This is a genomic window from Nocardia nepalensis (genome assembly GCF_048910785.1).
In the GTDB taxonomy this organism is placed as follows: domain Bacteria; phylum Actinomycetota; class Actinomycetes; order Mycobacteriales; family Mycobacteriaceae; genus Nocardia; species Nocardia nepalensis.
Window position 1 is genome coordinate 553,157 of the sequence record NZ_JBKBET010000003.1, and the last position, 20,789, is coordinate 573,945.

Sequence of the window (20,789 nt, forward strand, 5' to 3'; positions counted from 1 at the left end):
GTGTGCCGGGCGGAATCTGGTAACCCGAGCTGCCCGCGGAAACCGCACCCCAGGCATTGAGCAACCAGTTGAGCGCATTGGTGATCATTCGAATCCTCCGATATGGCGAGTGCCAGCCATTTGCCGAACGCATCAATATCGCCATACCCATTCTTCGCGTTACGAAATAGCCTAGATCTGCGATTATGCCGAATCGCTATCGCGAATTCGGTATTCGGGCCGAAACCGCGGTGAGCCGCGCAACATTCGATACGCGACAGGAGGTCCGTGCTCGCGCCGCACACCTGACGGGCACAATGAGGCGGTGCGCAACCAAACGGCCGAGCCGGACCAGATCCGAGCCGGTCTGACCAGGACGGTCACGGCCGAGGCGCCGATCGACCTCGCGCCCACCCTCGCGCCGCTCTCCCGCGGCCGCGGCGACCCGTGTCACCAGGTCACCCCTGATGGCGCGCACTGGCATGCCTCCCGGATGCCGACCGGTCCGGTCACCTACCGCCTGACCCAAGCCGATCGCCATACCGTCGACGCCCGCGCCTGGGGTCCCGGCGCGGCCGAATTCCTGGACGGCCTCGACCGGATGCTGTGCCTGGACGAGGACCTGTCCGACTTCGCCCCGGAACATCCGAAGATCGTCGACGCGCACCGCCGCTTCCCCGGACTTCGCATGCTGCGCACCGGCCTGGTCTTCGAGGCCTTGGTGCCCGCGGTACTCGAACAGAAGGTGCACACCGTCTCCGCCCGCGCGTCCTGGCGAAAACTGGTGCGGCAGTTCGGTTCTCCCGCGCCGGGGCCAGCGCCCGCCGGCCTGCTGCTACCGCCCGACGCCGACACCTGGCGACTGATCCCGTCCTGGACCTGGCATCGCGCCAATGTCGGGCCGCAGCGTGCGCAGACGATCGTGCGCGCGGCCCGGCTGGCGGATGCGCTGGAGCGGGCGGCCGCCGAGGAACCCGCGGCCGCCGCCCAGCGCCTGCAGACAGTGCCGGGTATCGGCGTGTGGACCGCGGCCGAGATCGGCCAGCGCGCCTTCGGCGACGCGGACGCCCTGTCGGTCGGCGACTACCACCTCGCGGCCATCGTCGGCTGGACCCTGCTCGGTGAGCCCATCGACGATGCCGCGATGGTCGAATATCTGGAACCGCTACGGCCACATCGCTATCGGGCCGTCCGCCTGCTGGAGATCAGCGGCCACGCGCACAAGCCGAAGTTCGGCCCGCGCACCCCGCTCACCGATCACACCTGGCACTGACCGGATCCGCCGCCGGACAATACGTTTCGGCAGGCCGTCCTTCGTTCGAACGGCGCTACGGCGGCGATGGGCCAGCGATTCGGCCGTCACCCACCGCAGGACGCGCAGGCAATCCAGCAGCGTCTGCGGTACACGTTGCTGGCGCGCGGTCGCGAGGATGGCTGTCGGCTCGGCGGCAGCGGCGCTCATAACCGCAGCGCGCGCTCGTCCAACACGCATTTGCCCGCCTCGACCAGCGTGGTGCGCGCGGCGCGGCGGACCCGGCACCGGTCGACGGTGCAGTCGATATGCAATTGCATTGCGGCGTGGGCTTGTTCGGTTGTCAGCACACCAGGGTCGCGCCCGCAGGTCAGTAGCGAGGCGACGTGCATGTTCAGGTTGGTGAGTTGCATCAGGCGACCGCCGCCCGGCGGCGCACCGAGCGGACATGTCGGTTGTAGCGGGAGATCGGTCCGTCGTCCCATGGGGCCTGCCGGATCGCCATCCCCAACGCCTCGAGTGGGGTGAGCCCGATCCCGTCGGCGAGATTGCCGACCGCGCCCAGCAGCGCTGGCACTACCTCGGCAACCTGCAGTGCTGCGACCGCCTGGGCGCAGGTCAGTGTGCGCCCGGGCAAATAGGAAACCACCCAGCTCTCCTGCCCGACGCTGCGGGCTCGATGCGGGGTCAAATCGCTGGTCATCAAGGACGACGCTATGACACTTACAGCCATGACTCCTCGTTCCTACGTGCGATTCCTGGTGTGTGCCCGGAGGTTTCGCAGGAGGAGGGGATATGCGCCTGTTCCGCTCCGGGCACACTCCCAGCACACCACCGTGGCAGGTCGCGAACAACGTCCTTGTTGGATATCCAAAGATTTGGCGCGAATTCCCAGCACAAAACCCAGGTGGGAAGGGAGGATTCTCCATAGTGGACGAAAGAGCCCTCTGCCCAAGCGAAGTGACGGGGAACCGAGCTTGTGGGGTCGCCCGGAGCAAACCTTTGGGTCTGCATCGGAAGAACGGAGCGTGCTGTGTCAGCGAGTTCGGCAAGAGCGTCAGAGAGTTCCCGGCATTCTTCCAGGGGGATCGCAACTTCGGATCGGCTATCCCCCGACAACGCCGCCTCTACCCTACCAAGGCGCCAGCTGGGCAGATATCTCCGAGATTGGCGAACCCAGGCGGGACTCACCATCGCCGAAGCATCCAGGCTGATGGAGTGGGGCGCGAGTACCTTGCAGCGCTTGGAAAAAGGCCAGGCAGACCGCATCCGCACCATCGATATCCAAGAGCTTTGCCGCATCTACGGCATACCGGACGAACTATCCGACGGGCTGAAGGGCCTGGCCCAGCAGGCCGCCGTCAAGAGCTGGTGGCACGCCTACGGCGACCTCATCCCCGAAAACTTCGACGTCTATGTCGGTTTGGAGGCATCGGCCCAGCAACTCAACGCCTACCAATCCGAACTCGTGCTCGGCCTGCTGCAGACCGCCGATTACGCAAGAGCCCTGAATCGCCTCGGCTATCCGGATGATTCGGATGCCGAGATCGAACGCCGCGTCCAATTGCGGTTGCAGCGCCAGGCTTTGATCACCCGCAAGGCCGCACCGGCAACGGTGGATGTGGTGTTGCACGAGTCGGTCTTGCGCCGGGTGGTCGGTGGCGCCAAAGTGATGGCGGCGCAGCTACGTCATCTTGCCGATATCAGTACCCAGCCCAACATCTCCCTGCGTATCCTGCCGTTCGCGGCCGGTGTTCCACTCGGGGTTTCCACCGGACCGTTCACGATTCTGGCGTTCGGAACCGATAGTAAGGGCCAGCCGGTCGAGCCGCCGGTGGTGTACGCCGAGGGCTTCACGGGGGATCTCTACCTCGAAAGACATGCTGATGTACGGCGGTACGATCGTGCGCACGAGTGCCTCCAGCGCAGCGCGCTGGATATTCAACCCAGTAGGCATCTGCTGCGGCAGATAGCGAAGGAGTATGTGGCATGAGTATGGATCTGGTTGGCGCACAGTGGTTCAAGAGCACCCACAGCGGTGCGGGTAAGGACTGCGTAGAGGTCGCCTTTCTCGACAGCGGTCGAGTCGGCGTACGCGACAGCAAGAATCCGAGTGGACCCGCCCTGGTCTTCACCCCGGGCGCATGGGATGCCTTCACCGCCGGTGTGGCGGGTGGCGAGTTCTGAGGGAGTTGTGCGGCGTGAGCATTAATAAGGGCGCGAATGTCGATCTGACCGATGCGGTCTGGCGTAAGGCCGGTACGGGCACGGGTAAGGACAGCGTGGAAGTGGCGCTACTAGAGGCCGGTCACGTCGCATTGCGTGACGGTAAGGACCCCGATGGGCCGGTCCTGATCTTCACGCCCGGTGAATGGGCCGCCTTCACCGCGGGCGTGCACGACGGTGAGTTCGACCGTCCCGAGTAGTGCGACCGACCCGGCGGTGGCAAGGGATACCCGCCGGGTCCGCGGCACTTGCGGCCAGAGTCGTTCAGCGACTTGATGATCGGATATGCGCGAGAAGATCACGAAATAGCGCAGATTCGACAACGGAACCGCGTTTGCCGAGGCTGATTACGGGTAGACAACAACTTGTGGACCGTGGGCTCAAGAGTTCCCACCCCCGGTACAAGAAATTGCGGCCGGGCGATTGGGTGGAATGGCTGATCGTGGCACTGCTTTTCGCGGTGTCGGCGGTCGGCGTCTTCGTCCTCACCGGCTCGTTCCTCTCGGCGCTGTTCGTCGGAGTGCTGGTGTGGGTCGTCGCAGTCGGAGTCGTCGCGTTGCTATAGGGTGCGCCGACCGGCCGGGCTTTCACACCCGGCCGGTGGTCCAATGGCAGCTGATCAGCGTCGGAAAAGCTTGTTGCCCAACCAAACCAGCGGATCGTACTTCTTATCCGCCACCCGTTCCTTCATCGGGATCAGGGCGTTATCGGTGATCTTGATATGTTCCGGGCAGACCTCGGTGCAGCATTTGGTGATATTGCAGAGCCCGAGCCCCTGGTCTTCCTGAGCCAGATCGCGACGGTCGGCCACATCGAGCGGATGCATCTCCAATTCGGCGATCCGCATCAGGAAACGCGGACCGGCGAAGGCGGCCTTGTTCTCCTCGTGGTCGCGGACCACGTGACAAGTGTTCTGGCACAGGAAACATTCGATGCACTTGCGGAACTCCTGCGAGCGCTCCACATCGACCTGCTGCATCCGGTAGTCGCCCGGCTTCAGATCGTCCGGCGGCGTGAAAGACGGGATCTCCCTGGCCTTCTGGTAGTTGAACGACACATCGGTCACCAGATCCCGGATCACCGGGAAGGTGCGCATCGGCGTGACCGTGATCAGTTCATCCGGCTGGAAGGTCGACATTCGGGTCATGCACAGCAGCCGTGGCCGACCGTTCACCTCGGCCGAACACGAACCGCATTTGCCCGCTTTGCAATTCCAGCGCACCGCGAGATCGGGCGCCTGGGTGGCCTGCAGCCGGTGGATGATGTCGAGCACCACCTCGCCCTCGTTCACCTCGACGGTGAAGTCGTGCAGTTCACCGCCATCGATATCGCCGCGCCACACGCGGAACTTGGCGTCGTAACCCATTCTTACGCCTCGCCTTCCGTGGCTGAAACCGAAGCCTCCGGATGGGAGGCGAGTTCGGCAGGGTTGTAATACTTTTCGAGTTCACCGAGGTCGAAGAGCGAGAGCAGGTCCTCCCGCATCGGGATCTGGTCCTCGGGGACGACCCGCACGCCCGGCACCGGTCCGTTCGCGTCGGCGGGATCGACCGAGCACACCAGCAGCTTGTTGCGCCAGCCCGGATCCATGGCCGGGAAGTCGTCACGGGTGTGCCCGCCTCGGCTCTCGGTGCGCAAAAGCGCTGCCTGCGCGACACATTCGCTGATCAGCAGCATATTGCGCAGGTCGAGGGCGAGATGCCAGCCCGGGTTGAACTGCCGATGCCCCTCGACCACCACATTGTCGAAGCGCGTGCGCAGGTCGGCGAGGCGGGTGATGGCCTCCTGCAATTCGTGGTCCTTGCGGATGATGCCGACCAGATCGTTCATCGCCTGCTGTAGATCGGTGTGCAGGGTGTACGGGTTCTCCCCGGTCCCGTCGGCGGGCGGATCGAATGGCGCCACCGCGTCTTTCGCGGCCGCGGCGATATCGGTGTCGGCAACCGTGGGCCGCGTGGTCAGCTGTTCGACGTAGGTCGCCGCGCCGAGCCCGGCGCGCCGACCGAAGACCAGCAGGTCCGAGAGCGAATTGCCGCCGAGCCGGTTCGAGCCGTGCATACCGCCCGAACACTCACCCGCGGCGAACAATCCGGGCACGGTGGCCGCACCGGTATCCGGTTCGACCTCGATTCCGCCCATCACGTAATGGCACGTCGGGCCGACCTCCATCGGCTCCTTCGTAATATCCACGTCCGCAAGCTCTTTGAACTGATGGTGCATCGAGGGCAGCCGCCGCCGGATCTCCTCGGCGGGCAGCCGCGAGGCGATATCCAGGTACACGCCGCCGTGTTCGGTGCCGCGTCCGGCCTTCACCTCCGAGTTGATGGCCCGGGCCACCTCGTCGCGTGGCAGCAGATCCGGTGTGCGGCGCGCGGAGTCGTTATCGCGCAGCCACTGATCGGCCTCTTCCTCGGTCTCGGCGTACTGCCCCTTGAAGACCGGCGGGATGTACTCGAACATGAACCGCTTGCCGTCGGTGTTCTTCAGCACCCCACCGTCACCGCGCACACCCTCGGTGACGAGGATGCCCTTGACGCTGGGCGGCCAGACCATGCCGGTCGGATGGAACTGCAGGAATTCCATATTGATCAGCGTCGCCCCGGCCCGCAGCGCCAGCGCGTGTCCGTCGCCGGTGTACTCCCACGAGTTGGAGGTGACCTTGTAGGACTTGCCGATGCCGCCGGTCGCCAGCACCACCGCGGGCGTCTCGAACAGTACGAACCGCCCGGACTCGCGCCAATAGCCGAACGCGCCGGAGATCCGGTCGCCGTCCTTGAGCAGTTCGGTGATGGTGCATTCGGCGAAAACCTTGATGCGCGACTCGTAGTCGCCGGTCTCCGCGAAATCCTCCTGCTGCAACGAAACGATCTTCTGCTGCATCGTCCGGATGATCTCGAGTCCGGTGCGGTCGCCGACGTGCGCCAGCCGCGGATAGGTGTGGCCGCCGAAGTTGCGCTGACTGATCCGGCCGTCGGCCGTCCGATCGAACAGCGCCCCATAGGTTTCCAGCTCCCACACCCGATCGGGCGCCTCCTGGGCATGCAATTCGGCCATGCGCCAGTTGTTGAGGAACTTGCCACCGCGCATGGTGTCCTTGAAATGGGTTTGCCAGTTGTCCTTTTCATTGGCATTACCCATCGAGGCGGCGCAACCGCCCTCGGCCATCACGGTGTGCGCCTTGCCGAACAACGACTTGCACACCACCGCGACGGAGAGACCGTGTTCGCGTGCTTCGATCACCGCGCGCAGTCCGGCGCCACCGGCACCGATGACGACGACGTCGTACTTGTGCCGTTCCACTTCTGGCATGGCCGCGAAACTCCTGGTTTGTGAGGGCGGTTAGTTGATGAACCGCAGATCCGAAATCGTGCCGCTGGCAACCAACATCACGTAGAAGTCGGTCAGCACGAGCGTGCCGAGGGTGGTCCAGGCCAGCGCCATATGGCGGGTGTTGAGCTTGGAGACCTGGGTCCAGAACCAGTACCGCGCCGGATGCGCGGAGAAGTGCTTGAGCTTGCCGCCCATGATGTGCCTGCAGGAATGGCAGGACAGCGTGTAGGCCCAGAGCAGCAGCACATTGCCGGTCAGGACGATATTGCCGAGGCCGAAGCCGAATCCGCCGGTCTCGCCGTGGAATGCGTAGATCGCGTCCCAGGTGTTGACCAGTGAAACCAGCACGGCCACATAGAAGAAGTAGCGGTGCACGTTCTGGATGATCAGTGGCAGCTTGGTCTCGCCGGTGTACTTGGCGTGCGGCTCGGCGACCGCGCACGCGGGCGGGGAGAACCACACCGCGCGGTAATAGGCCTTGCGGTAGTAGTAGCAGGTGAGCCGGAATCCGAGCAGGAACGGCAGCACCAGGAAGCCCAGCGGCAGGATCGCGGGGATATGGCCGAACCACGCGCCGAAGTGGCTGGAGCCCTCGACGCAGTCGCTGCTCACACATGGTGAGTAGAACGGCGTCAGGTAGTGGTACTCCGGAACCCAATATGCCGTTCGCACATACGATCTGATCGTCGCGTAGATGACGAACGCGGCTAGTCCGACGGTTGTCACTAGCGGTGGGATCCACCATCGGTCGGTGCGCAGCGTGCGCGCGGAGATGGCGGCCCTGGTCTTGCTGAAGACGCCGGTGCCCGTTTCCGGGGTGGCGGTCGGTGCGGCACTCACAGGTGGATGCCTCGCTGATCTGCTGTGCGGACGGTCCCCGTGACCTCCGCAATCGAATGTGATGCTGAGCACCATACGACACGCCAGCTATCGCGCGAGCGAGGTCACGCCAAACATGACCCACCCTCAGGTCCGTGATTTCCGCCACACCCGATCCGGGTTTACCTACCGTGCGTTGTGGCGAACCAGATACAAACCCTCCTCGGATGGGCTGCGGCCGGATGTGATTCGGACACCGCGACTCCGGGCGCGGTGGAAGTGCTTGCGCTGGTGCGGGAATGGGACCGGGATCCGCGCGAGGCGTGCAACGTCGACGGCTCGGCGATCGCACTCGGTCATCCGCTCGGCGGCGCCACCTCCCTGTGCATCATGACCACGATGCCGCACGCGCTGGCAGGCGCCAACGGCAACTGTGGTTTACGGGCGATTTCGTTCGACCCGACCGACGTAACAACTGATTTCGCGAGGGCATGCGCAACTCCGCCGGGCACGTCCAAGGGGCGAGGAGTTACCAGCCGCCGGTCCGCGACGGTAGCCGTGGCGGACCTGACGACCGGCAAAAGGCGCGGAGAGCGCAGGAGCGTCGGAAACCAGGGGTTTGCTACTTGGTCCGCGGGCGCGAGTGGAAGCCGAGGCCCTCGTCTTGCGCACCCATCCACGCCGCCTCGTCGGACTTGCTGTCCGGCACGTAGATGACCTCCTGTGGACGGCGCGTGATCTCCTGCGGCGGCGACTGCTCGAGCTCGTCGGCATCGATGACGAGGCGCTCGAGATCGTTCTCCAGTCGTCGCACCGACTTGGCGTCGCCGTAGTGGGAGCGCAGTGCGCCGATGGATTGCCGGAGCTGGCCGACCGCGTAGCGTAGTTCCGCTATGTCGCTGCGTGTCATCGATACCTCCTGTGTTCCTTGGCGGACAGACGAACTGGTGCGGTTGGTTCCATGGTCTGTCTGGGACCGCGCTTCACCAAGTCGTGTGACTCACCACACAACGTGATCTACAACACAGTACGTGAGGAATCGCGATTTGGCTCGTGGGACCCACAATTCTGGTTGTTCGCCCGAATGTTGCCTGGATGGCCTTCCGCGCCGTTGTGAGTTCCGACGAGCCGCGCTCTCAGCCGACCGCCGCATATCCGGGGCCGTGATCGTGCATGGCGGCGATGACCCGTTCGACCAGCCCGACGATGTAGCAGGCCACCTCCTCGGCCCGCTCCAGGTGCACGCTGTGTCCCGCGCCCTCGAGCCGGACCAGCTCGGAGCCCGCCAGTTGCGAGGCCAGCACCACCGAATGCGCGAATGGCACGACGATGTCGGCCGAACCGGCCAGCACCAGCGCCGGGATGGTGCCGAGGCGGTGCAGTGATGCGGTCTCGTCGAAGGTGATCAGCGAGGCGAGGAAGCTCGACATGGTGAGCAGCGGCGTGTCGTTCATCATCGCCGCGGCGAGCGCGACCATGCGCGGATTCGTCCGCTTGGTGCCCATATTCGCCTCGCGGGCGATCGGCTCGAAGATCCGGCGGGTCAGGCGCTTCGATGCGTGCATGAACCGCGGCGCGCGCAGCACCGCGACCTGCAGCGAGTTCACCGCGCGCCGATTCAGGAACCGCCCGAGCCCCACCTCGGTGAGGCCGTTGGCCGCGCCGGCGATCAGGCCGAGGCCGACCACTCGGGTGCCGATCGCCGCCGGGAACAGCCGGGAGTAGGCCAGGGTCACCATCGCGCCCATCGAATGTCCGACCAGGACGATCGGACCGGTCGGCACGACCGTCCGCAGCACGGCGTCGAGGTCGTGGCCGAGCTGATCGATGGTGTAGGTCGATGGGTGTGCGGCGCCCGACTCGCCGTGCCCGCGGTGGTCGTAGAAGACCATTCGGGTGTCCGCGCGGCGGTACCCACCTGCCCCATCGGCTTCGCGCAATGCTGTGCCGCCGTACCCAGCTGTCCCGTCGGCTTCGCGCAATGCAGTCACGCTGTACTTACCCGGCCCGTCGGCTTCGCCGGCTGCCGTCCCGCCGTACTTACCCGCCCCGCCGGCTCCCGTCCCCCAGTGTCGCAGCAGGTGATCGCGCAGGAATGACCAGGATTCGGTGCGCAAGCAGTGACCGTGTACGAAGACAACGGTCAGGGGTGCGTCGTCGGCGCCGAAGGTGCGGACCGCGATCGGGACGCCGTCGTCGGCCGACACCGTGATGCGGTGGCCGTCGTAATCGGCGGCCCGGCGGGCGCTGGTCGTGGACATGAAGGTTCTCCTGTGCCTCGTAGGACACCCATGCGGAGCGTTTCTTGCCCGGTTGTCGGCTTGGATTCCCGAGCCGTTAACGCCCCATACCACTCGTTATGTACGCGTTGTCCAACTGACGCCGCCGATCGACATCGCGGGGCTCGTCGATCGGTGAATCTACGAACCAGTAGGTCAGACGCTAGATTCACGTAGACAACCATGATCGTCTGTGGAATCGGCTTCTATCGGGTAATCGGTTGAATTTTCTAGAATTCGCTAGAGATTGTTATCGGACAGTCACCACCTCGAAGTATCGAATGTCTGTCGACGTCTAGGAATTTTCCGAGACTGCCGAATATTTGCCGATCGGGCGCGAACGCGGCTGGTCACGCACACGAACGAGCCGTCACCCAGGGACGGGCGACGGCTCGTATCGGGTCCTGGCCTAGGTGCCCGCGTGGCTGCGGGTCGACGGCAGGAATGGGCGCAGCAGGTTGGTTTCGGTCGACGGACCCATCTGCCATTCGGCGATCCACGGTCCGGTGCCCTCGCTCGGATCGAAGATGCCCTCCTCCAGCCACTGGTAGCGGCCGTCGAGGACGTTGCGGGTGAGGGTGCGATCGTCGTCGTCGGTGTTGTCCCACAGTGCGTCGAACAGCTTCTTCACCCGGATCCGCGCCTGCCTGCTGAAGGTATCGGCCAGCTCCTCGGCGGCCTTGCCCTCCGGCGCGCCCGCGGTCCGCAGCGCCTGCGCGCGCACGCAGGCCGCCGATATCGCGAACAGCTCGGCGCCGATATCGACGATGCGGCCGAGGAAGTTCTGCCGGTACTCCAGACCCGCCTGCCAGCGCGCCATCGCGTACATCAGCGACCTGGCCTGCTTGCGGGAGTTGCGCTCGACGAAGCGCATATGCCTTGCCAGCGGCCCGAATTCGGCATAGGTCGCCGGCACCGTGCCCGCGCCGACCGCCAACTGCGGGAACCACTTGGCGTAGAAACCACCCGCGCCGACCGCGGCCTTGGCCTTGTCCTTGAACTCCGCATTCCGATCGACCAGCGCACCGGCGGCGGCCATGTGCGCGTCGGCCATCTCCCTGGCGATCAGCAGCCGCATGATCTCGCTGGAGCCCTCGAAGATGCGGTTGATCCGCAGATCCCGGACCAGTTGCTCGGCACCGACGGCGCGCTCACCGCGGGCCTGCAACGACGCCGCCGTCTCGTAGCCGCGTCCGCCGCGGATCTGCACCAGTTCGTCGGCGATCTGGCAGCTCATCTCACTGGCCCACAGCTTGGCCAGCGCCGCCTCGATCCGGATATCGTTGCGGGCCTCGTCGCACATGGTGGCCGAGAGGTCCAGCGCCGCCTCGAGTGCGTAGGTGGTGGCGGCGATGAAGGAGATCTTCTCCCCGACCGCGGCGTGCTCGCCGACCGGGCGGCCCCACTGCACCCGCTGGGTGCTCCACTCCCGTGCGATCTTCAGCGACCACTTCGAGGCCGCCGTGCACAGCGCCGGAATGGCGAGCCGCCCCGCGTTCAACGTGGTCAGCGCGATTTTCAAGCCGTCGCCCTCGCGACCGACCAGATTGCGCTTTGGTACACGGACGTTGTGCAGGCGGGTCACGCCGTTCTCGATGCCGTGCAGGCCCATGAACGCATTGCGGCGCTCGACCGTGATGCCCGGCGAATCGGCCTCGACGATGAAGGCGGAGATGCCGCCGCGGTGCCCCTCGCTCTTGGGTATCCGGGCCATCACCACCAGCAGTTCGGCGACGACACCGTTGGTGGTCCACAGCTTCACGCCGTTGATCTCGTAGGCCTCGCCGTCCTCGGTCGGGGTGGCGGTGCTGGCCATGCGGGCCGGGTCGGAGCCGACATCGGGCTCGGTGAGCAGGAACGCGCTGACCGCGCCCGCCGCACAGCGGGGCAGGAATTCGGCCTTCTGCTCCGGGGTGCCCGCCAGCTTCAGCGGTTCGGGCACGCCGATCGACTGGTGCGCCGACAGCAGTACGCCGAGGCTGGGGTGCGCGGAGCCGACGAGCATCAGCGCTCGGTTGTAGCCGACCTGGGAAAGACCTTGGCCGCCATATTCTTCCGGGATCTTGAGGCCGAAGCAGCCGAGTTCGGCCAGTCCCTTGACGTACTCGTCGGGAATCTTGGACTCCGCCTCGATGACGCTGCCGTCCAGCGATTCGCAGAACGGGCGGAGCCGGGCCAGATAGGCCTCGGTGCGCGCGGCGTCCTCGTCGCTCGGCTGGGGGTAGGGGTGGATCAGATCGAGCCGGAATCGGCCGAGAAACATCTCCTTGGCGAACGATGGTTTGGCCCAACTGGTTTCGCGGGATTCCTCGACCAGTGCGCGGGCCTGTTCTTCGGTGGCGTCGACTTTTGCGGTACTCGCCATGATGTCCTCCTCGGACGTGATCAGGATCACATAAGAGTGTAGGAGGGTTTGTTACCGGCCGGTAGGGGTCGAGGTAGAGCGTTATCTATCAATCTCTGATGACCTTGATGGATGGGTGAATGTAGGGCTGGCGATTGCCTGCGGATCGCTCGAGCGGGCGGTAGCGATTGCTCATGGATCGCTCGACGGGGCAGCCGGCGCGGGTCGCGCATATCGGCTTGACACCGGGCCCCGGATGTGGGGTAGTGGCTGATACGCGTCAGGGCGAGGACGTGGCCCGTATTCCCTTGGAGGGCAGGGATGTTATTGCGGCCGGGGCAGGTATTCGCGGGATATTCGATCGTGCGGCCGCTGGGTTCCGGCGGGATGGGTGCGGTCTATCTGGCCGAGGATCCGGCCCTACCGAGGCAGGTGGCACTGAAGGTGCTCGCCGAAAATCTCGGCGCGAACCAGCGTTATCGCAGCATTTTCCGGCGCGAGGCCGAACTGGTGTGCCGGTTGGACCATCCGAATGTCGTCTCGGTCTACAACCGGGGTGAAGAGGGCGACGCGCTGTGGATGGCCATGCAGTACGTGGACGGCACCGACGCGGGCGAACTCATGCGCAAGCAACCGGGCGGATTGGAACCGGACCGGGCGGCCCGCATAGTCTGCGAGGCCGCGAAGGGGCTGCATCACGCGCACGAGCAGAATCTGCTGCACCGCGATGTCAAACCGTCGAACATCCTGGTCGCCGATGGTGCCGAGGGGGAACGCGTGCTGGTCGCCGACTTCGGGCTGGCCCGCACCATCGAGGAGGCCGCCACCGTCACCGAAACCGGTTGGCGCGCTTGCACTCCCGCCTTCGCGGCACCGGAGGTGCTGGGTGGGCGTGCGGTGGATCGGCGGGCGGACATCTATTCGCTCGGTGCGACTCTGTTGGCGCTGCTCACCGGATCGAACCCCAATGGCCGCTCACCGACGCCCGGTGGGACCCGAACGGTGCGGGACAATCCGGAGCTCACCAGGGTTCGGCCGGATGTGCCACCGGCGCTGGACGATGTCATCGCCCGTGCGATGGCGGCGGATCCGGGGCGGCGTTATCAGAGCTGCACGGAGTTCGCGCGTGCGGTGGAGTCGGCGATCGGCGATACCGAGCGGTGGCCGCATCGGTGGGGGTTGTCCGACCTGGTTCGCGGTCCGCGTGCCCGCATCGCCGTGGTCGGGGGGATCGTCGCCGTGGTCGTGGCAGCAGTGACGACCGCGGTCTGGCCGACGCCCCATCGATCCGATGGCGCGGCCCCGACGAGTGTGCCGCGTACGAGCGGTGTGCAGACGGGGCTGCTGCGGTGCTATTGGCGTGTGCGGGTACCGATCGGCGCCGATTTCTATCTCGAATTGCCAAGTGGGGCAGCCGATCACGACGATCCGCGCTGCGCGCTGAACGAGGGCGATCGGGGTGATTCGGTCATGGTTCTGCGGCAGGCGCTGACCATGTGCCACGGCATCGAACTGGACAAGACGACGATGTACGACCTCCCGATGAAGCGCGCCATTCGGCATCTGCAGGTCGACCACGGTGCCGTAGTCGACGGCATCTACGGACCGGAGACGCGGGCAAAGGCCATACAGTGGCCGGTATTCCGGGTCGCCGACGGGGCCTTCGACGGCCGATGCGTACCGGCGCCATGACACCCGGCGCCGTGCCGCCGCGCGCGCTCGATGTGCGCATCCTCGGCCCGGTCCGGTGGTATGTCGCGGGCCGACCGCTCGCCATCGGTGGGCCGCTGACCAGGTCGATGCTCGCGGTTCTCGTCGTCAACCGGCGTAATGCCATCTCGCCGGCGCGGTTGGCGAACACCATCTGGGATGGTGATCCGCCGCCGAGCTTTCGCGCGAACCTGCACAATCGCATCGCCGAACTGCGGGCCGCGCTGCAGGCCGCCGAGGTTGCGGCGACCGCGATACTGCGCACCGACGGTTCCGGCAACTACTGCTTGGACATTCGGGACGAGGACTGCGATCTCGGTCGCTTCGAGCGAGCCAGAACCGCGGCGATGGCCGCGTTCGATATCGGTGACCATGAGCGCGCGGCCGAGTATTTCCTCCAGGCACTCGGGGAATGGAGCGGCGCGGCGCTGGATGGTCTATCGATGTCAACCTTCGTCGAGGCGTTCTGCGCGCATATGGACGAAGAGCGGCAGCGCACGCTCGAGGCGCGATTGGATCTCGAGATCGCCTGCGGCCGCGCCGCCGAGGTCGTCGGGGAACTGCGCGCGCTCACGGCGCGTCACCCATTGCGGGAATCCCTGTGGGCGCAGCTGATTACGGCGCTGTACGAGACGGGGCGAGCCGGTGATGCGCTGGCTGCCTGCCGCACCGCACAGCGGTCGCTGCGTGACCAGGGTATGGATCCCAGCGACCGGTTGATAGGGCTCGAACAGCGGATTCTGCGGCATGAACCGTTGCCGAAACCGGCTCGGATTCCGTTGCGGCTGAACGTTGATTCCGACGGGTCGACGCTGCTGGAGACGCTGGGACATGTGCTGCTGTACGTCGAGGACGGCAGGCGGTTCGAGGTGACCAGGGCTGGTATGACGATCGGGCGCAGCGGCCAGAACGATATCCGGCTCGACGACGCCAAGACCAGCCGTCGGCACGCCAGGGTCGTGCTGGACGGCGATGCGGTGCGGATCGAGGATCGCGGCTCGGCCATTGGTGTGTATGTCAACGATGTGCGCATTCGTGGCGCGGCCGTGCTGAGGCACGGGGATCGCATTCGGATCGGGTCGGTGACGCTCGAGGTGCGCAGGCCGCTGGCATGAGCGAACGAAGTGAGTGAATCATCGACACAGCGCGCTTCGCGCATGGCGGAGCCGAGCGCCAGCGAGGCGCAGCCATGAGCGAACGCCACGGGCGTGAGCGCTTCGTTGCCGAATCCTTGGTCGTGGTTCATAGCGTCGGTGCCAGCTTCGGACATTCGATTCGGAGCTCCGCGCAAGACATTGGAAAAACCATGAATACACAGCAACTTTCGGGATCCACCCGGATTCGCCGTGCGATTGCCGCTGCCGCTGTCGGTATCGCGGCGGTGGCCGGTGGCGTCGCCGTTCAGGCACCGGCGCACGCGGCGGTCTACGCATCATCGATCAACGAGTGCCTGGCATTTCGTCCGACGCTGCGCGAGTGGGTCACCCATCAGGCGCAATGCGTCGCGGCCGTGCAGTGGTACCTCAGCTGGGATTTCGGCAATGACTTCGTCAATGTCGACGGCAAGTTCGGACCGCAGACCAAGGAGGCGGTGAAGAATTTCCAAAAGGATCGGCACATCACGGTCGACGGTGTGGTCGGCCCGGTCACCTGGCAGGCTCTGCAGGACACGTGCTGGTTCACCGGCTTCTGCGACGAGAAGTGGCCGTACCCCCTGCCCGACTGAGCTGCGCCGTGAGTTCTTCGTTGGTTCGCCTTATGGGAACGGTCAGGTCGATGTCGACGGTAAGTTCGGGCCGAAGACCAAGGCGGCGGTGCGGAATTTCCAACGGGCCGTCGGCATCTACGACGACGGAGTGGTCGGACCGGCCACCTGGCGATCCCTGCAGAACGCGTGCACCGCGCAGGGGCTCTGCGACTACCGGTATCCGCTTCCCTTGCCGTTCTGAGCCTTTCGGCTAAACGCTGCGCAGATAGCGGCCGAAGTGCGGCACCGTGAATCCGATGGTGCCGCGCTCGGCCGAATAGATCAGGCCCTTCTTGATCAACCCGTCGCGGGCCGGTGACAGCGAGGCGGGTTTGCGGCCGAGTTCATTGGCCACCGCGGCGGTCGGCACCGGACCGTCGTCGCCCGCCAAATCGGCCATGGCGCGCATATATTCGCGTTCGGCCGGGGTCGCGCGTTCGTATCGGGACCCGAAGAATCCGACGGCGAGTTCTTCCTCGGCGCTGGGTGCCGCAACGTCGACGTCCTCGGCGGTGATCGGACTCTCCGGCGCCTGATCCCAGGCGGCCTTGCCGTAGGCCTGCACGAAGTACGGATAACCATCTGCCCTGTGGTACAGGGCATCCAGCGCTTCCTCGGTGAACTTCACCTCTTCCCGCTCGGCCGGTGCGATGAGGGCTTGATCCGCCGATTCGCGGTCCAGCCGGTCGATGCGGTGGTAGCTGAACAGCCGCTCGGAGTAGCTCTTCGAGGCCGACAGCACCGCTGGCAGGTGCGGCAGCCCGGCGCCGACCACGATCAAAGGCGCGGCGTCCTGGCTCAATTCGTGACAGGCGCCGCAGATCGCGGAGATATCGGTGGCACCGAGATCCTGCATCTCGTCGATGAAGACCGCGATGCCGACGCCGATATCGCTGGCCAGTCCGGCCGCCTCCTTCAGCAGTTCGATCAGATCGATCTCGATATCGCCGGAGTCGGCGCGACCGGTCACCGCGGGTACATCGATACCTGGCTGCCAACGCTCCCGCATCCCCTTATCGGCGGTGGAGCGCAGCGCGAAAGCCTTGAGTATGCCGAGGAAGTCGTCGACGCGTTCCTGGTTGCGGTGCGCCATGGCAACGGCGCGGACGGCCATATGCAGTGCGGAGGAGAGTGGGCGGCGCAGTTCCTGATCGGGTCTGGCCTCGATTTTTCCTGTGCCCCAACCCCGCGAGACGGCGGCGGAGCGAAGTTGGTTGAGCAGCACGGTCTTTCCGACCCCGCGCAGTCCGGTCAGCATCACGCTGCGCTCCGGCCTGCCGCGCGCGACCCGCTCCAGCACGATATCGAAGGCCTTGAGTTGCTTATCGCGCCCGGCCAGTTCGGGTGGGCGCTGTCCGGCTCCGGGAGCATACGGATTCCGCACGGGGTCCATGCCCAGACACCGTAGCGCGTTTCGTCAGCCAAATCTGGCCATATATACGGCGTGTCCTAGATATTGCTAGCAACCTATCGCAGTGTTGAATGGAACGACCCGCAAGCAGTCGCTCACGACGTAGCTATGGAACGGAGGGGCATGTCCGAGGAATCCACTCCCACAACCACCGCCGAGGTGGTCGAGTCGTGGAACGTTCCCGCCGGGGCCACCGTGGCCGGACGCATCCGCTCCAACATCCTGGTGGCGATCGAACGTGGCTATGACGATCCGCAGCTGGTCGCCGATCTCGCGGTCGGGCCGCTGGTAATGGCACTCGGTCAGCTCGAGGTCGGTCTGGCCGACGCGCGGCGCCGGATCGATGAACTCGAGCGCGCGCTCGCGCAGCGGGGTCCGACGGATAGTCGGGGGTGAATCCTGTGGGCGCGGGCCGGATCCGATCGGAACTCTCGATTCGATAACCCGCGGGGCGCGGCGCCGATACCTAGCCGTGACTATCTGGGGTCAGCCAGATTCCGGCCGCTTGTCCAGGGATTTTCCATCATCTGAGAACAGTCTGCTCTGTGCGCTGGACAACACCGCGCCGTGGCCGTAATCTCTTCGTGACTTAGTGGAGTCTGTCGGTTCGGAAGAGAAGCGGCGCCACTGAGTAACCGCCAAATCGGCTGTCGGGGCCATTAATCCGGCTGCCGTGCCGGGACCCAGAGATTCAACTGGGAGTTCGGGCCGTTCTGCCGGTCTGAGCCGACAGCTGACCCGGTCGGCGGGAGAGCAGAAAGATCGGAGACTCGGCTCGGTGGGTAAACACAGCTTGCAGCGGGAATCGCGGCTACCGAATTCCGTCAAGGGTGCGCTCGTCATGGGCGCGGTCGCCGCATCTACTGGTGCGATGCCGGCCATCCCCGCGATGGCAGCCACCATCAACATCCCAGGGATCGGCGATTTCGACGTCCCGGTTCCGCAAGAATTCGATCAGCAGGCCCAGGATCTGGGTAAGCAGCTCACGCAGGCACTCGCTTCGATGCCCGCCGCGCCCGCGCCGGAGGCCGCCGCGCCGCAGGCCGCGCCGTCGATCCCCGGTTTCTTCACCCCGGGCGTGCCGCAGATGTTCAACCACAACACCGCCAGTGACATCGCGCTTGACGCCGCCAAGTCCAAGATCGGCGCGCAGTACTCCTGGGGTGCCTCCGGTCCGTTCAGCTTCGACTGCTCGGGTCTGGTCCAGTGGGCCTACAAGCAGGCCGGAATCGAACTGCCGCGCACCAGCTTCGAACAGTCGCACGTCGGCGCGCCGGTCGCCTTCGAGAACCTGCAGCCCGGCGATATCGTCGTGACCAACGGCGGCGGCCACGTCGGCCTGTACGCGGGCGACGGCAAGCTGCTCAATGCGGTCCAGTCCGGTCAGCCGGTGTCCTACACCCCGCTGCGCCCCGACATGGTTGTGACGGCACGCCGTATGGTCTAAGGGTGGCACCCGCCCAACCGACTACCAAGAACACCGCCCCGACACAGGCCCGTGTGGACTCGTGGACGTGGGCGGTGCGTCTTTTCAAGACCAGGTCCGCCGCCGCGGAGGCCTGCCGTGGCGGGCATGTGCGTGTGAACGGCGTTGCGGCCAAACCGGCCCAGCCTGTTCGTCCGGGTGACGAGGTCCGGATTCGCGCCGGCGGTATCGAGCGCATCGTCATCGTGGAGCGCGTCATCACCAAACGCGTGGGCCCGCCGATCGCCGCGCAGTGCATGATCGACCGCAGCCCTCCGCCGCCACCCCGAGAGATCTTCGTGGCCATGCCGCGCCGCGACCGTGGCTCCGGCCGACCAACCAAACGGGAACGTCGTGAGACCGACCGTCTGCTCGGGCGCGCCGACAGCTGAGTTGTCCAGATGGGTTGCGCCGTGGAGACGGGCGATCCTGAGTGCCGCGCGCTGATCGATCGCAGTCCTCCTCCGCAGCCCCCGAGAGATCTTCGTGCCATGCCACGCGGCGACCGTGGTTCCGAACGGCCAACCAAACGGGAACGCCGCGAGACCGACCGTCTGCTCGGGCGCACTGACAGCTGAGTTGTCCAGATGGGGTTGCGCCAGTCGCGACGGGCGACGCTGCGTGCCGTGCGCTGACATTGCGCCGCGCATTGATTGTTGCGCCGTGCGCTGACGTTGCGCCGCCCGTTTGATTGCTGCGCCACGTGTTGACTGTTGCGCTGCGCGTTGACGTTGCGCCGCCCGTTTGATTGCTGCGCCGCGCATTAACTGTTGCGCGGCGCAAGAATTCGTGGGCGAAAACATGCGCGGTGCGTGCGCGGGAGCAGCTCCGGCCGTCCCTGACCGGGGGCGACCGAGGCGCTAACTCAAGCCCGTTTTGCGCTGCGCGTCGCGACTCGGCTGGCCGCGAGTGCGGCTGCGGCGATCGTGCACAGAGCGCCGAGCATCATCGCGGATGCTTCGCCCGGCACCAGTACGTGGAGTTGCGTGCCGACGGTGACGGCGGCGACCGGGACGCCGATCTGCGCCGCCGCCAGGGTGCCGAAGGCGATCGGCTGTCCTGCGGCACGGGTCGCCAGGTGCACCAGGATCGCGCCGATGCCGAGTGCGAGGCCGAGCACGATGAGCCGGGGGTGGTCGCCGAACTCGCGCAGGTCGAGCCGGGCGCCGAGCCAGACGAAGAACAGCGGACCGAGGAAGCCGTCGTTGATGGCGAAGAGTTGGCGGGCGACCCGGCGCGGCTCCCCGACCCCGGCGACGGCCAGCCCGGCCCCGAATCCGGCCAGCATGATCGACACATTGGTCCGGGTTGCCAACGCGCACAAGGCGAACAGCACCGCGAGACTGACCCGCAGTTCGAGGGCGAAGGCGCGATCCTCGGATAACCGATGCACCCGTTTGCGCCGACCCGACAGTTCCAGCTTGCGCAGCACCAGGAACAGCACCGTGGCGGCCGCCGCCACCGCGACCGCACCGAGCGCCGCACGACCCGCATTCGCCGGATCGATCACCAGCGGCAGCGCCACCACGCAGGCGGTATCGGCGATAGCGACCTGGGCGGTCAGTGCCAGCACCGGTTTACCGTGCAGGCCGAGCGAATCGATGATCGGCAGTACCAGCGCCGCCGACGAGGACGCCATCAGCACCACATAGACCGGGCCGTGTCTGGTCCCGAACCACCTGGCGATACCGAAACCGGCCGCGGTAGCGAGCAATCCGACCAGCACCGCCCGGACCGCGCCCTTCCCCAGTGCGGAGCGAACCGCCGGATCACGCACCGGGACATGCGTGCCCGCGACGAACATGACGAGCGCGAAACCCATGTCGGCGAGGAAGGTGAACAGTGGATCGCTCGCGTGCAGGACGCCGAACCCGGTGGTGCCGAATACGACACCCGCCAGCAGTTCGCCGAGGATCACCGGTGTATGCCAGCCCTGCCGCAGCGCGAGCAGCGGGCCGCACAGTCCGAGCGCGATGACCAGGGCGAGGGTGGAGAAGGTCATCGCGGCTCTTCGGTCGCCATGCCGTCCATCATCGCGCTCGATGCCTCCGATCACGGGGACATCAGCGGGAGTTTCCGCAGCGCTTCGGCTAGTCCCCCGTCCAGATAGATTGCCGCCCTACCCACCCCGGCTGCTCGCCGAGCGTAGTCATATGGCGGTCGAATACGGCCCGGGCGGCCACCATTCGACTACGTTCGACAGAACCCGGAACCCCGGGCTCGATAC

At 65.8% G+C, this 20,789-nt stretch carries 23 protein-coding genes and 1 pseudogene; 14 read left to right on the forward strand and 10 right to left on the reverse strand.

Translation table 11 applies throughout. The annotated features are described in order from the left end of the window. Window positions 1–304 precede the first annotated feature (304 nt). Window positions 305–1,252: a DNA-3-methyladenine glycosylase family protein gene (locus ACHQ4I_RS03050; protein ID WP_420770086.1), complete on the forward strand. Its 948-nt coding sequence runs from the start codon at window positions 305–307 to the stop codon at window positions 1,250–1,252. Between the two features lie 185 nt (window positions 1,253–1,437). On the opposite strand, the gene ACHQ4I_RS03055 is transcribed toward ACHQ4I_RS03050, so the two are convergent. Together ACHQ4I_RS03055 and ACHQ4I_RS03060 are read right to left on the reverse strand one after the other, a co-directional pair. Then, entirely contained in the window at window positions 1,438–1,644 is a 207-nt protein-coding gene (locus ACHQ4I_RS03055) for a hypothetical protein (protein WP_420770087.1), read from the reverse strand. After that, window positions 1,644–1,934, reverse strand: coding sequence for a hypothetical protein (locus ACHQ4I_RS03060; RefSeq protein ID WP_420770088.1), 291 nt, complete (start codon window positions 1,932–1,934; stop codon window positions 1,644–1,646). The genes ACHQ4I_RS03055 and ACHQ4I_RS03060 overlap by 1 nt, the downstream gene beginning before the upstream one ends. Before the next feature lie 384 nt (window positions 1,935–2,318). On the opposite strand from ACHQ4I_RS03060, the gene ACHQ4I_RS03065 reads away from it, so the two are divergent. The 4 genes from ACHQ4I_RS03065 (at window position 2,319) to ACHQ4I_RS03080 (ending at window position 4,022) form a co-directional block, all read left to right on the forward strand. Next, complete coding sequence (locus ACHQ4I_RS03065; protein WP_420770186.1) at window positions 2,319–3,224, forward strand: helix-turn-helix domain-containing protein; 906 nt, start codon at window positions 2,319–2,321, stop codon at window positions 3,222–3,224. Then, window positions 3,221–3,418 (forward strand): DUF397 domain-containing protein, encoded by a 198-nt coding sequence (locus ACHQ4I_RS03070; RefSeq protein WP_420770089.1) that lies wholly within the window; start codon window positions 3,221–3,223, stop codon window positions 3,416–3,418. The genes ACHQ4I_RS03065 and ACHQ4I_RS03070 overlap by 4 nt, the downstream gene beginning before the upstream one ends. Before the next feature lie 14 nt (window positions 3,419–3,432). Then, window positions 3,433–3,657 carry a DUF397 domain-containing protein gene (locus ACHQ4I_RS03075; protein WP_420770090.1) on the forward strand — a complete coding sequence of 75 codons (225 nt, stop codon included), beginning with the start codon at window positions 3,433–3,435 and terminating at the stop codon, window positions 3,655–3,657. Between the two features lie 167 nt (window positions 3,658–3,824). Further along, the gene (locus ACHQ4I_RS03080; protein ID WP_040697654.1) at window positions 3,825–4,022 is read left to right on the forward strand and encodes a hypothetical protein; all 198 of its coding nucleotides are present in this window, start codon (window positions 3,825–3,827) and stop codon (window positions 4,020–4,022) included. Between the two features lie 54 nt (window positions 4,023–4,076). Here the strand turns inward: ACHQ4I_RS03080 and ACHQ4I_RS03085 are convergent, their stop codons facing one another. From ACHQ4I_RS03085 to ACHQ4I_RS03095, 3 genes are read right to left on the reverse strand one after another with little or no spacing between them, the layout of a single operon-like run. Continuing rightward, complete coding sequence (locus ACHQ4I_RS03085) at window positions 4,077–4,823, reverse strand: succinate dehydrogenase/fumarate reductase iron-sulfur subunit (RefSeq protein ID WP_420770091.1); 747 nt, start codon at window positions 4,821–4,823, stop codon at window positions 4,077–4,079. 2 nt (window positions 4,824–4,825) lie between these two features. Beyond that, entirely contained in the window at window positions 4,826–6,766 is a 1,941-nt protein-coding gene (locus tag ACHQ4I_RS03090) for a fumarate reductase/succinate dehydrogenase flavoprotein subunit (RefSeq protein ID WP_420770092.1), read from the reverse strand. A gap of 30 nt (window positions 6,767–6,796) precedes the next feature. Beyond that, a complete protein-coding gene (locus tag ACHQ4I_RS03095; RefSeq protein WP_420770093.1) occupies window positions 6,797–7,627 on the reverse strand; it encodes a hypothetical protein in 831 nt (276 codons plus the stop codon). A gap of 258 nt (window positions 7,628–7,885) precedes the next feature. Here ACHQ4I_RS03095 and ACHQ4I_RS03100 point away from each other — a divergent pair, with 258 nt between their 5' ends. Continuing rightward, on the forward strand, window positions 7,886–8,323 hold the full coding sequence (locus ACHQ4I_RS03100; protein ID WP_420770187.1) for a hypothetical protein: 438 nt from the start codon (window positions 7,886–7,888) through the stop codon (window positions 8,321–8,323). On the opposite strand, the gene ACHQ4I_RS03105 is transcribed toward ACHQ4I_RS03100, so the two are convergent. The 3 genes from ACHQ4I_RS03105 to ACHQ4I_RS03115 form a co-directional block, all read right to left on the reverse strand. Further along, on the reverse strand, window positions 8,229–8,516 hold the full coding sequence (locus tag ACHQ4I_RS03105; protein ID WP_420770094.1) for a hypothetical protein: 288 nt from the start codon (window positions 8,514–8,516) through the stop codon (window positions 8,229–8,231). The two genes, ACHQ4I_RS03100 and ACHQ4I_RS03105, sit on opposite strands and share 95 nt — an antisense overlap. A gap of 226 nt (window positions 8,517–8,742) precedes the next feature. Then, on the reverse strand, window positions 8,743–9,867 hold the full coding sequence (locus tag ACHQ4I_RS03110; protein ID WP_420770095.1) for an alpha/beta fold hydrolase: 1,125 nt from the start codon (window positions 9,865–9,867) through the stop codon (window positions 8,743–8,745). A gap of 427 nt (window positions 9,868–10,294) precedes the next feature. Further along, window positions 10,295–12,250, reverse strand: a complete 1,956-nt coding sequence (locus tag ACHQ4I_RS03115) for an acyl-CoA dehydrogenase family protein (protein ID WP_420770096.1) — start codon at window positions 12,248–12,250, stop codon at window positions 10,295–10,297. Window positions 12,251–12,550: 300 nt separating this feature from the next. Between ACHQ4I_RS03115 and ACHQ4I_RS03120 the strand changes: the two genes are divergently transcribed. The 4 genes from ACHQ4I_RS03120 (at window position 12,551) to ACHQ4I_RS03135 (ending at window position 15,888) form a co-directional block, all read left to right on the forward strand. Continuing rightward, complete coding sequence (locus tag ACHQ4I_RS03120) at window positions 12,551–13,921, forward strand: protein kinase domain-containing protein (protein WP_420770097.1); 1,371 nt, start codon at window positions 12,551–12,553, stop codon at window positions 13,919–13,921. Beyond that, entirely contained in the window at window positions 13,903–15,054 is a 1,152-nt protein-coding gene (locus ACHQ4I_RS03125) for a BTAD domain-containing putative transcriptional regulator (RefSeq protein WP_420770098.1), read from the forward strand. Before ACHQ4I_RS03120 ends, ACHQ4I_RS03125 begins: the two co-directional genes overlap by 19 nt. Window positions 15,055–15,245: 191 nt before the next feature. Continuing rightward, a complete protein-coding gene (locus tag ACHQ4I_RS03130; protein WP_420770099.1) occupies window positions 15,246–15,665 on the forward strand; it encodes a peptidoglycan-binding domain-containing protein in 420 nt (139 codons plus the stop codon). After that, the gene (locus ACHQ4I_RS03135; protein WP_420770100.1) at window positions 15,571–15,888 is read left to right on the forward strand and encodes a peptidoglycan-binding domain-containing protein; all 318 of its coding nucleotides are present in this window, start codon (window positions 15,571–15,573) and stop codon (window positions 15,886–15,888) included. Before ACHQ4I_RS03130 ends, ACHQ4I_RS03135 begins: the two co-directional genes overlap by 95 nt. 9 nt (window positions 15,889–15,897) lie before the next feature. Here ACHQ4I_RS03135 and ACHQ4I_RS03140 read toward each other — a convergent pair whose 3' ends face one another. Continuing rightward, a complete protein-coding gene (locus ACHQ4I_RS03140; RefSeq protein ID WP_420770101.1) occupies window positions 15,898–17,079 on the reverse strand; it encodes an AAA family ATPase in 1,182 nt (393 codons plus the stop codon). 141 nt (window positions 17,080–17,220) lie between these two features. On the opposite strand from ACHQ4I_RS03140, the gene ACHQ4I_RS03145 reads away from it, so the two are divergent. From ACHQ4I_RS03145 to ACHQ4I_RS43240, 4 genes and pseudogenes are all read left to right on the forward strand, one after another. Then, window positions 17,221–17,493, forward strand: a complete 273-nt coding sequence (locus tag ACHQ4I_RS03145; protein ID WP_420770102.1) for a hypothetical protein — start codon at window positions 17,221–17,223, stop codon at window positions 17,491–17,493. 382 nt (window positions 17,494–17,875) lie between these two features. Continuing rightward, window positions 17,876–18,544 carry a C40 family peptidase gene (locus tag ACHQ4I_RS03150; RefSeq protein ID WP_420770103.1) on the forward strand — a complete coding sequence of 223 codons (669 nt, stop codon included), beginning with the start codon at window positions 17,876–17,878 and terminating at the stop codon, window positions 18,542–18,544. 2 nt (window positions 18,545–18,546) lie between these two features. Then, window positions 18,547–18,954, forward strand: coding sequence for an RNA-binding S4 domain-containing protein (locus tag ACHQ4I_RS03155; protein WP_420770104.1), 408 nt, complete (start codon window positions 18,547–18,549; stop codon window positions 18,952–18,954). A gap of 45 nt (window positions 18,955–18,999) precedes the next feature. Continuing rightward, a pseudogene (locus ACHQ4I_RS43240) lies at window positions 19,000–19,140 on the forward strand (RNA-binding S4 domain-containing protein); the annotation flags it as partial. Between the two features lie 287 nt (window positions 19,141–19,427). Here ACHQ4I_RS43240 and ACHQ4I_RS03160 read toward each other — a convergent pair. After that, entirely contained in the window at window positions 19,428–20,564 is a 1,137-nt protein-coding gene (locus ACHQ4I_RS03160; RefSeq protein WP_420770105.1) for a cation:proton antiporter, read from the reverse strand. Window positions 20,565–20,789: the final 225 nt, after the last annotated feature.

Bases quoted from the DNA above. Each gene is read 5' to 3' on its own strand.
- ACHQ4I_RS03055 (WP_420770087.1), bottom strand. From the start codon at position 1,644: ATGCAACTCACCAACCTGAACATGCACGTCGCCTCGCTACTGACCTGC.
- ACHQ4I_RS03060 (WP_420770088.1), bottom strand. From the start codon at position 1,934: ATGACCAGCGATTTGACCCCGCATCGAGCCCGCAGCGTCGGGCAGGAG.
- ACHQ4I_RS03070 (WP_420770089.1), top strand. From the start codon at position 3,221: ATGAGTATGGATCTGGTTGGCGCACAGTGGTTCAAGAGCACCCACAGC.
- ACHQ4I_RS03085 (WP_420770091.1), bottom strand. From the start codon at position 4,823: ATGGGTTACGACGCCAAGTTCCGCGTGTGGCGCGGCGATATCGATGGC.
- ACHQ4I_RS03090 (WP_420770092.1), bottom strand. From the start codon at position 6,766: ATGCCAGAAGTGGAACGGCACAAGTACGACGTCGTCGTCATCGGTGCC.
- ACHQ4I_RS03105 (WP_420770094.1), bottom strand. From the start codon at position 8,516: ATGACACGCAGCGACATAGCGGAACTACGCTACGCGGTCGGCCAGCTC.
- ACHQ4I_RS03110 (WP_420770095.1), bottom strand. From the start codon at position 9,867: ATGTCCACGACCAGCGCCCGCCGGGCCGCCGATTACGACGGCCACCGC.
- ACHQ4I_RS03115 (WP_420770096.1), bottom strand. From the start codon at position 12,250: ATGGCGAGTACCGCAAAAGTCGACGCCACCGAAGAACAGGCCCGCGCA.
- ACHQ4I_RS03120 (WP_420770097.1), top strand. From the start codon at position 12,551: ATGTTATTGCGGCCGGGGCAGGTATTCGCGGGATATTCGATCGTGCGG.
- ACHQ4I_RS03125 (WP_420770098.1), top strand. From the start codon at position 13,903: ATGCGTACCGGCGCCATGACACCCGGCGCCGTGCCGCCGCGCGCGCTC.
- ACHQ4I_RS03130 (WP_420770099.1), top strand. From the start codon at position 15,246: ATGAATACACAGCAACTTTCGGGATCCACCCGGATTCGCCGTGCGATT.
- ACHQ4I_RS03140 (WP_420770101.1), bottom strand. From the start codon at position 17,079: ATGGACCCCGTGCGGAATCCGTATGCTCCCGGAGCCGGACAGCGCCCA.
- ACHQ4I_RS03145 (WP_420770102.1), top strand. From the start codon at position 17,221: ATGTCCGAGGAATCCACTCCCACAACCACCGCCGAGGTGGTCGAGTCG.
- ACHQ4I_RS03160 (WP_420770105.1), bottom strand. From the start codon at position 20,564: ATGACCTTCTCCACCCTCGCCCTGGTCATCGCGCTCGGACTGTGCGGC.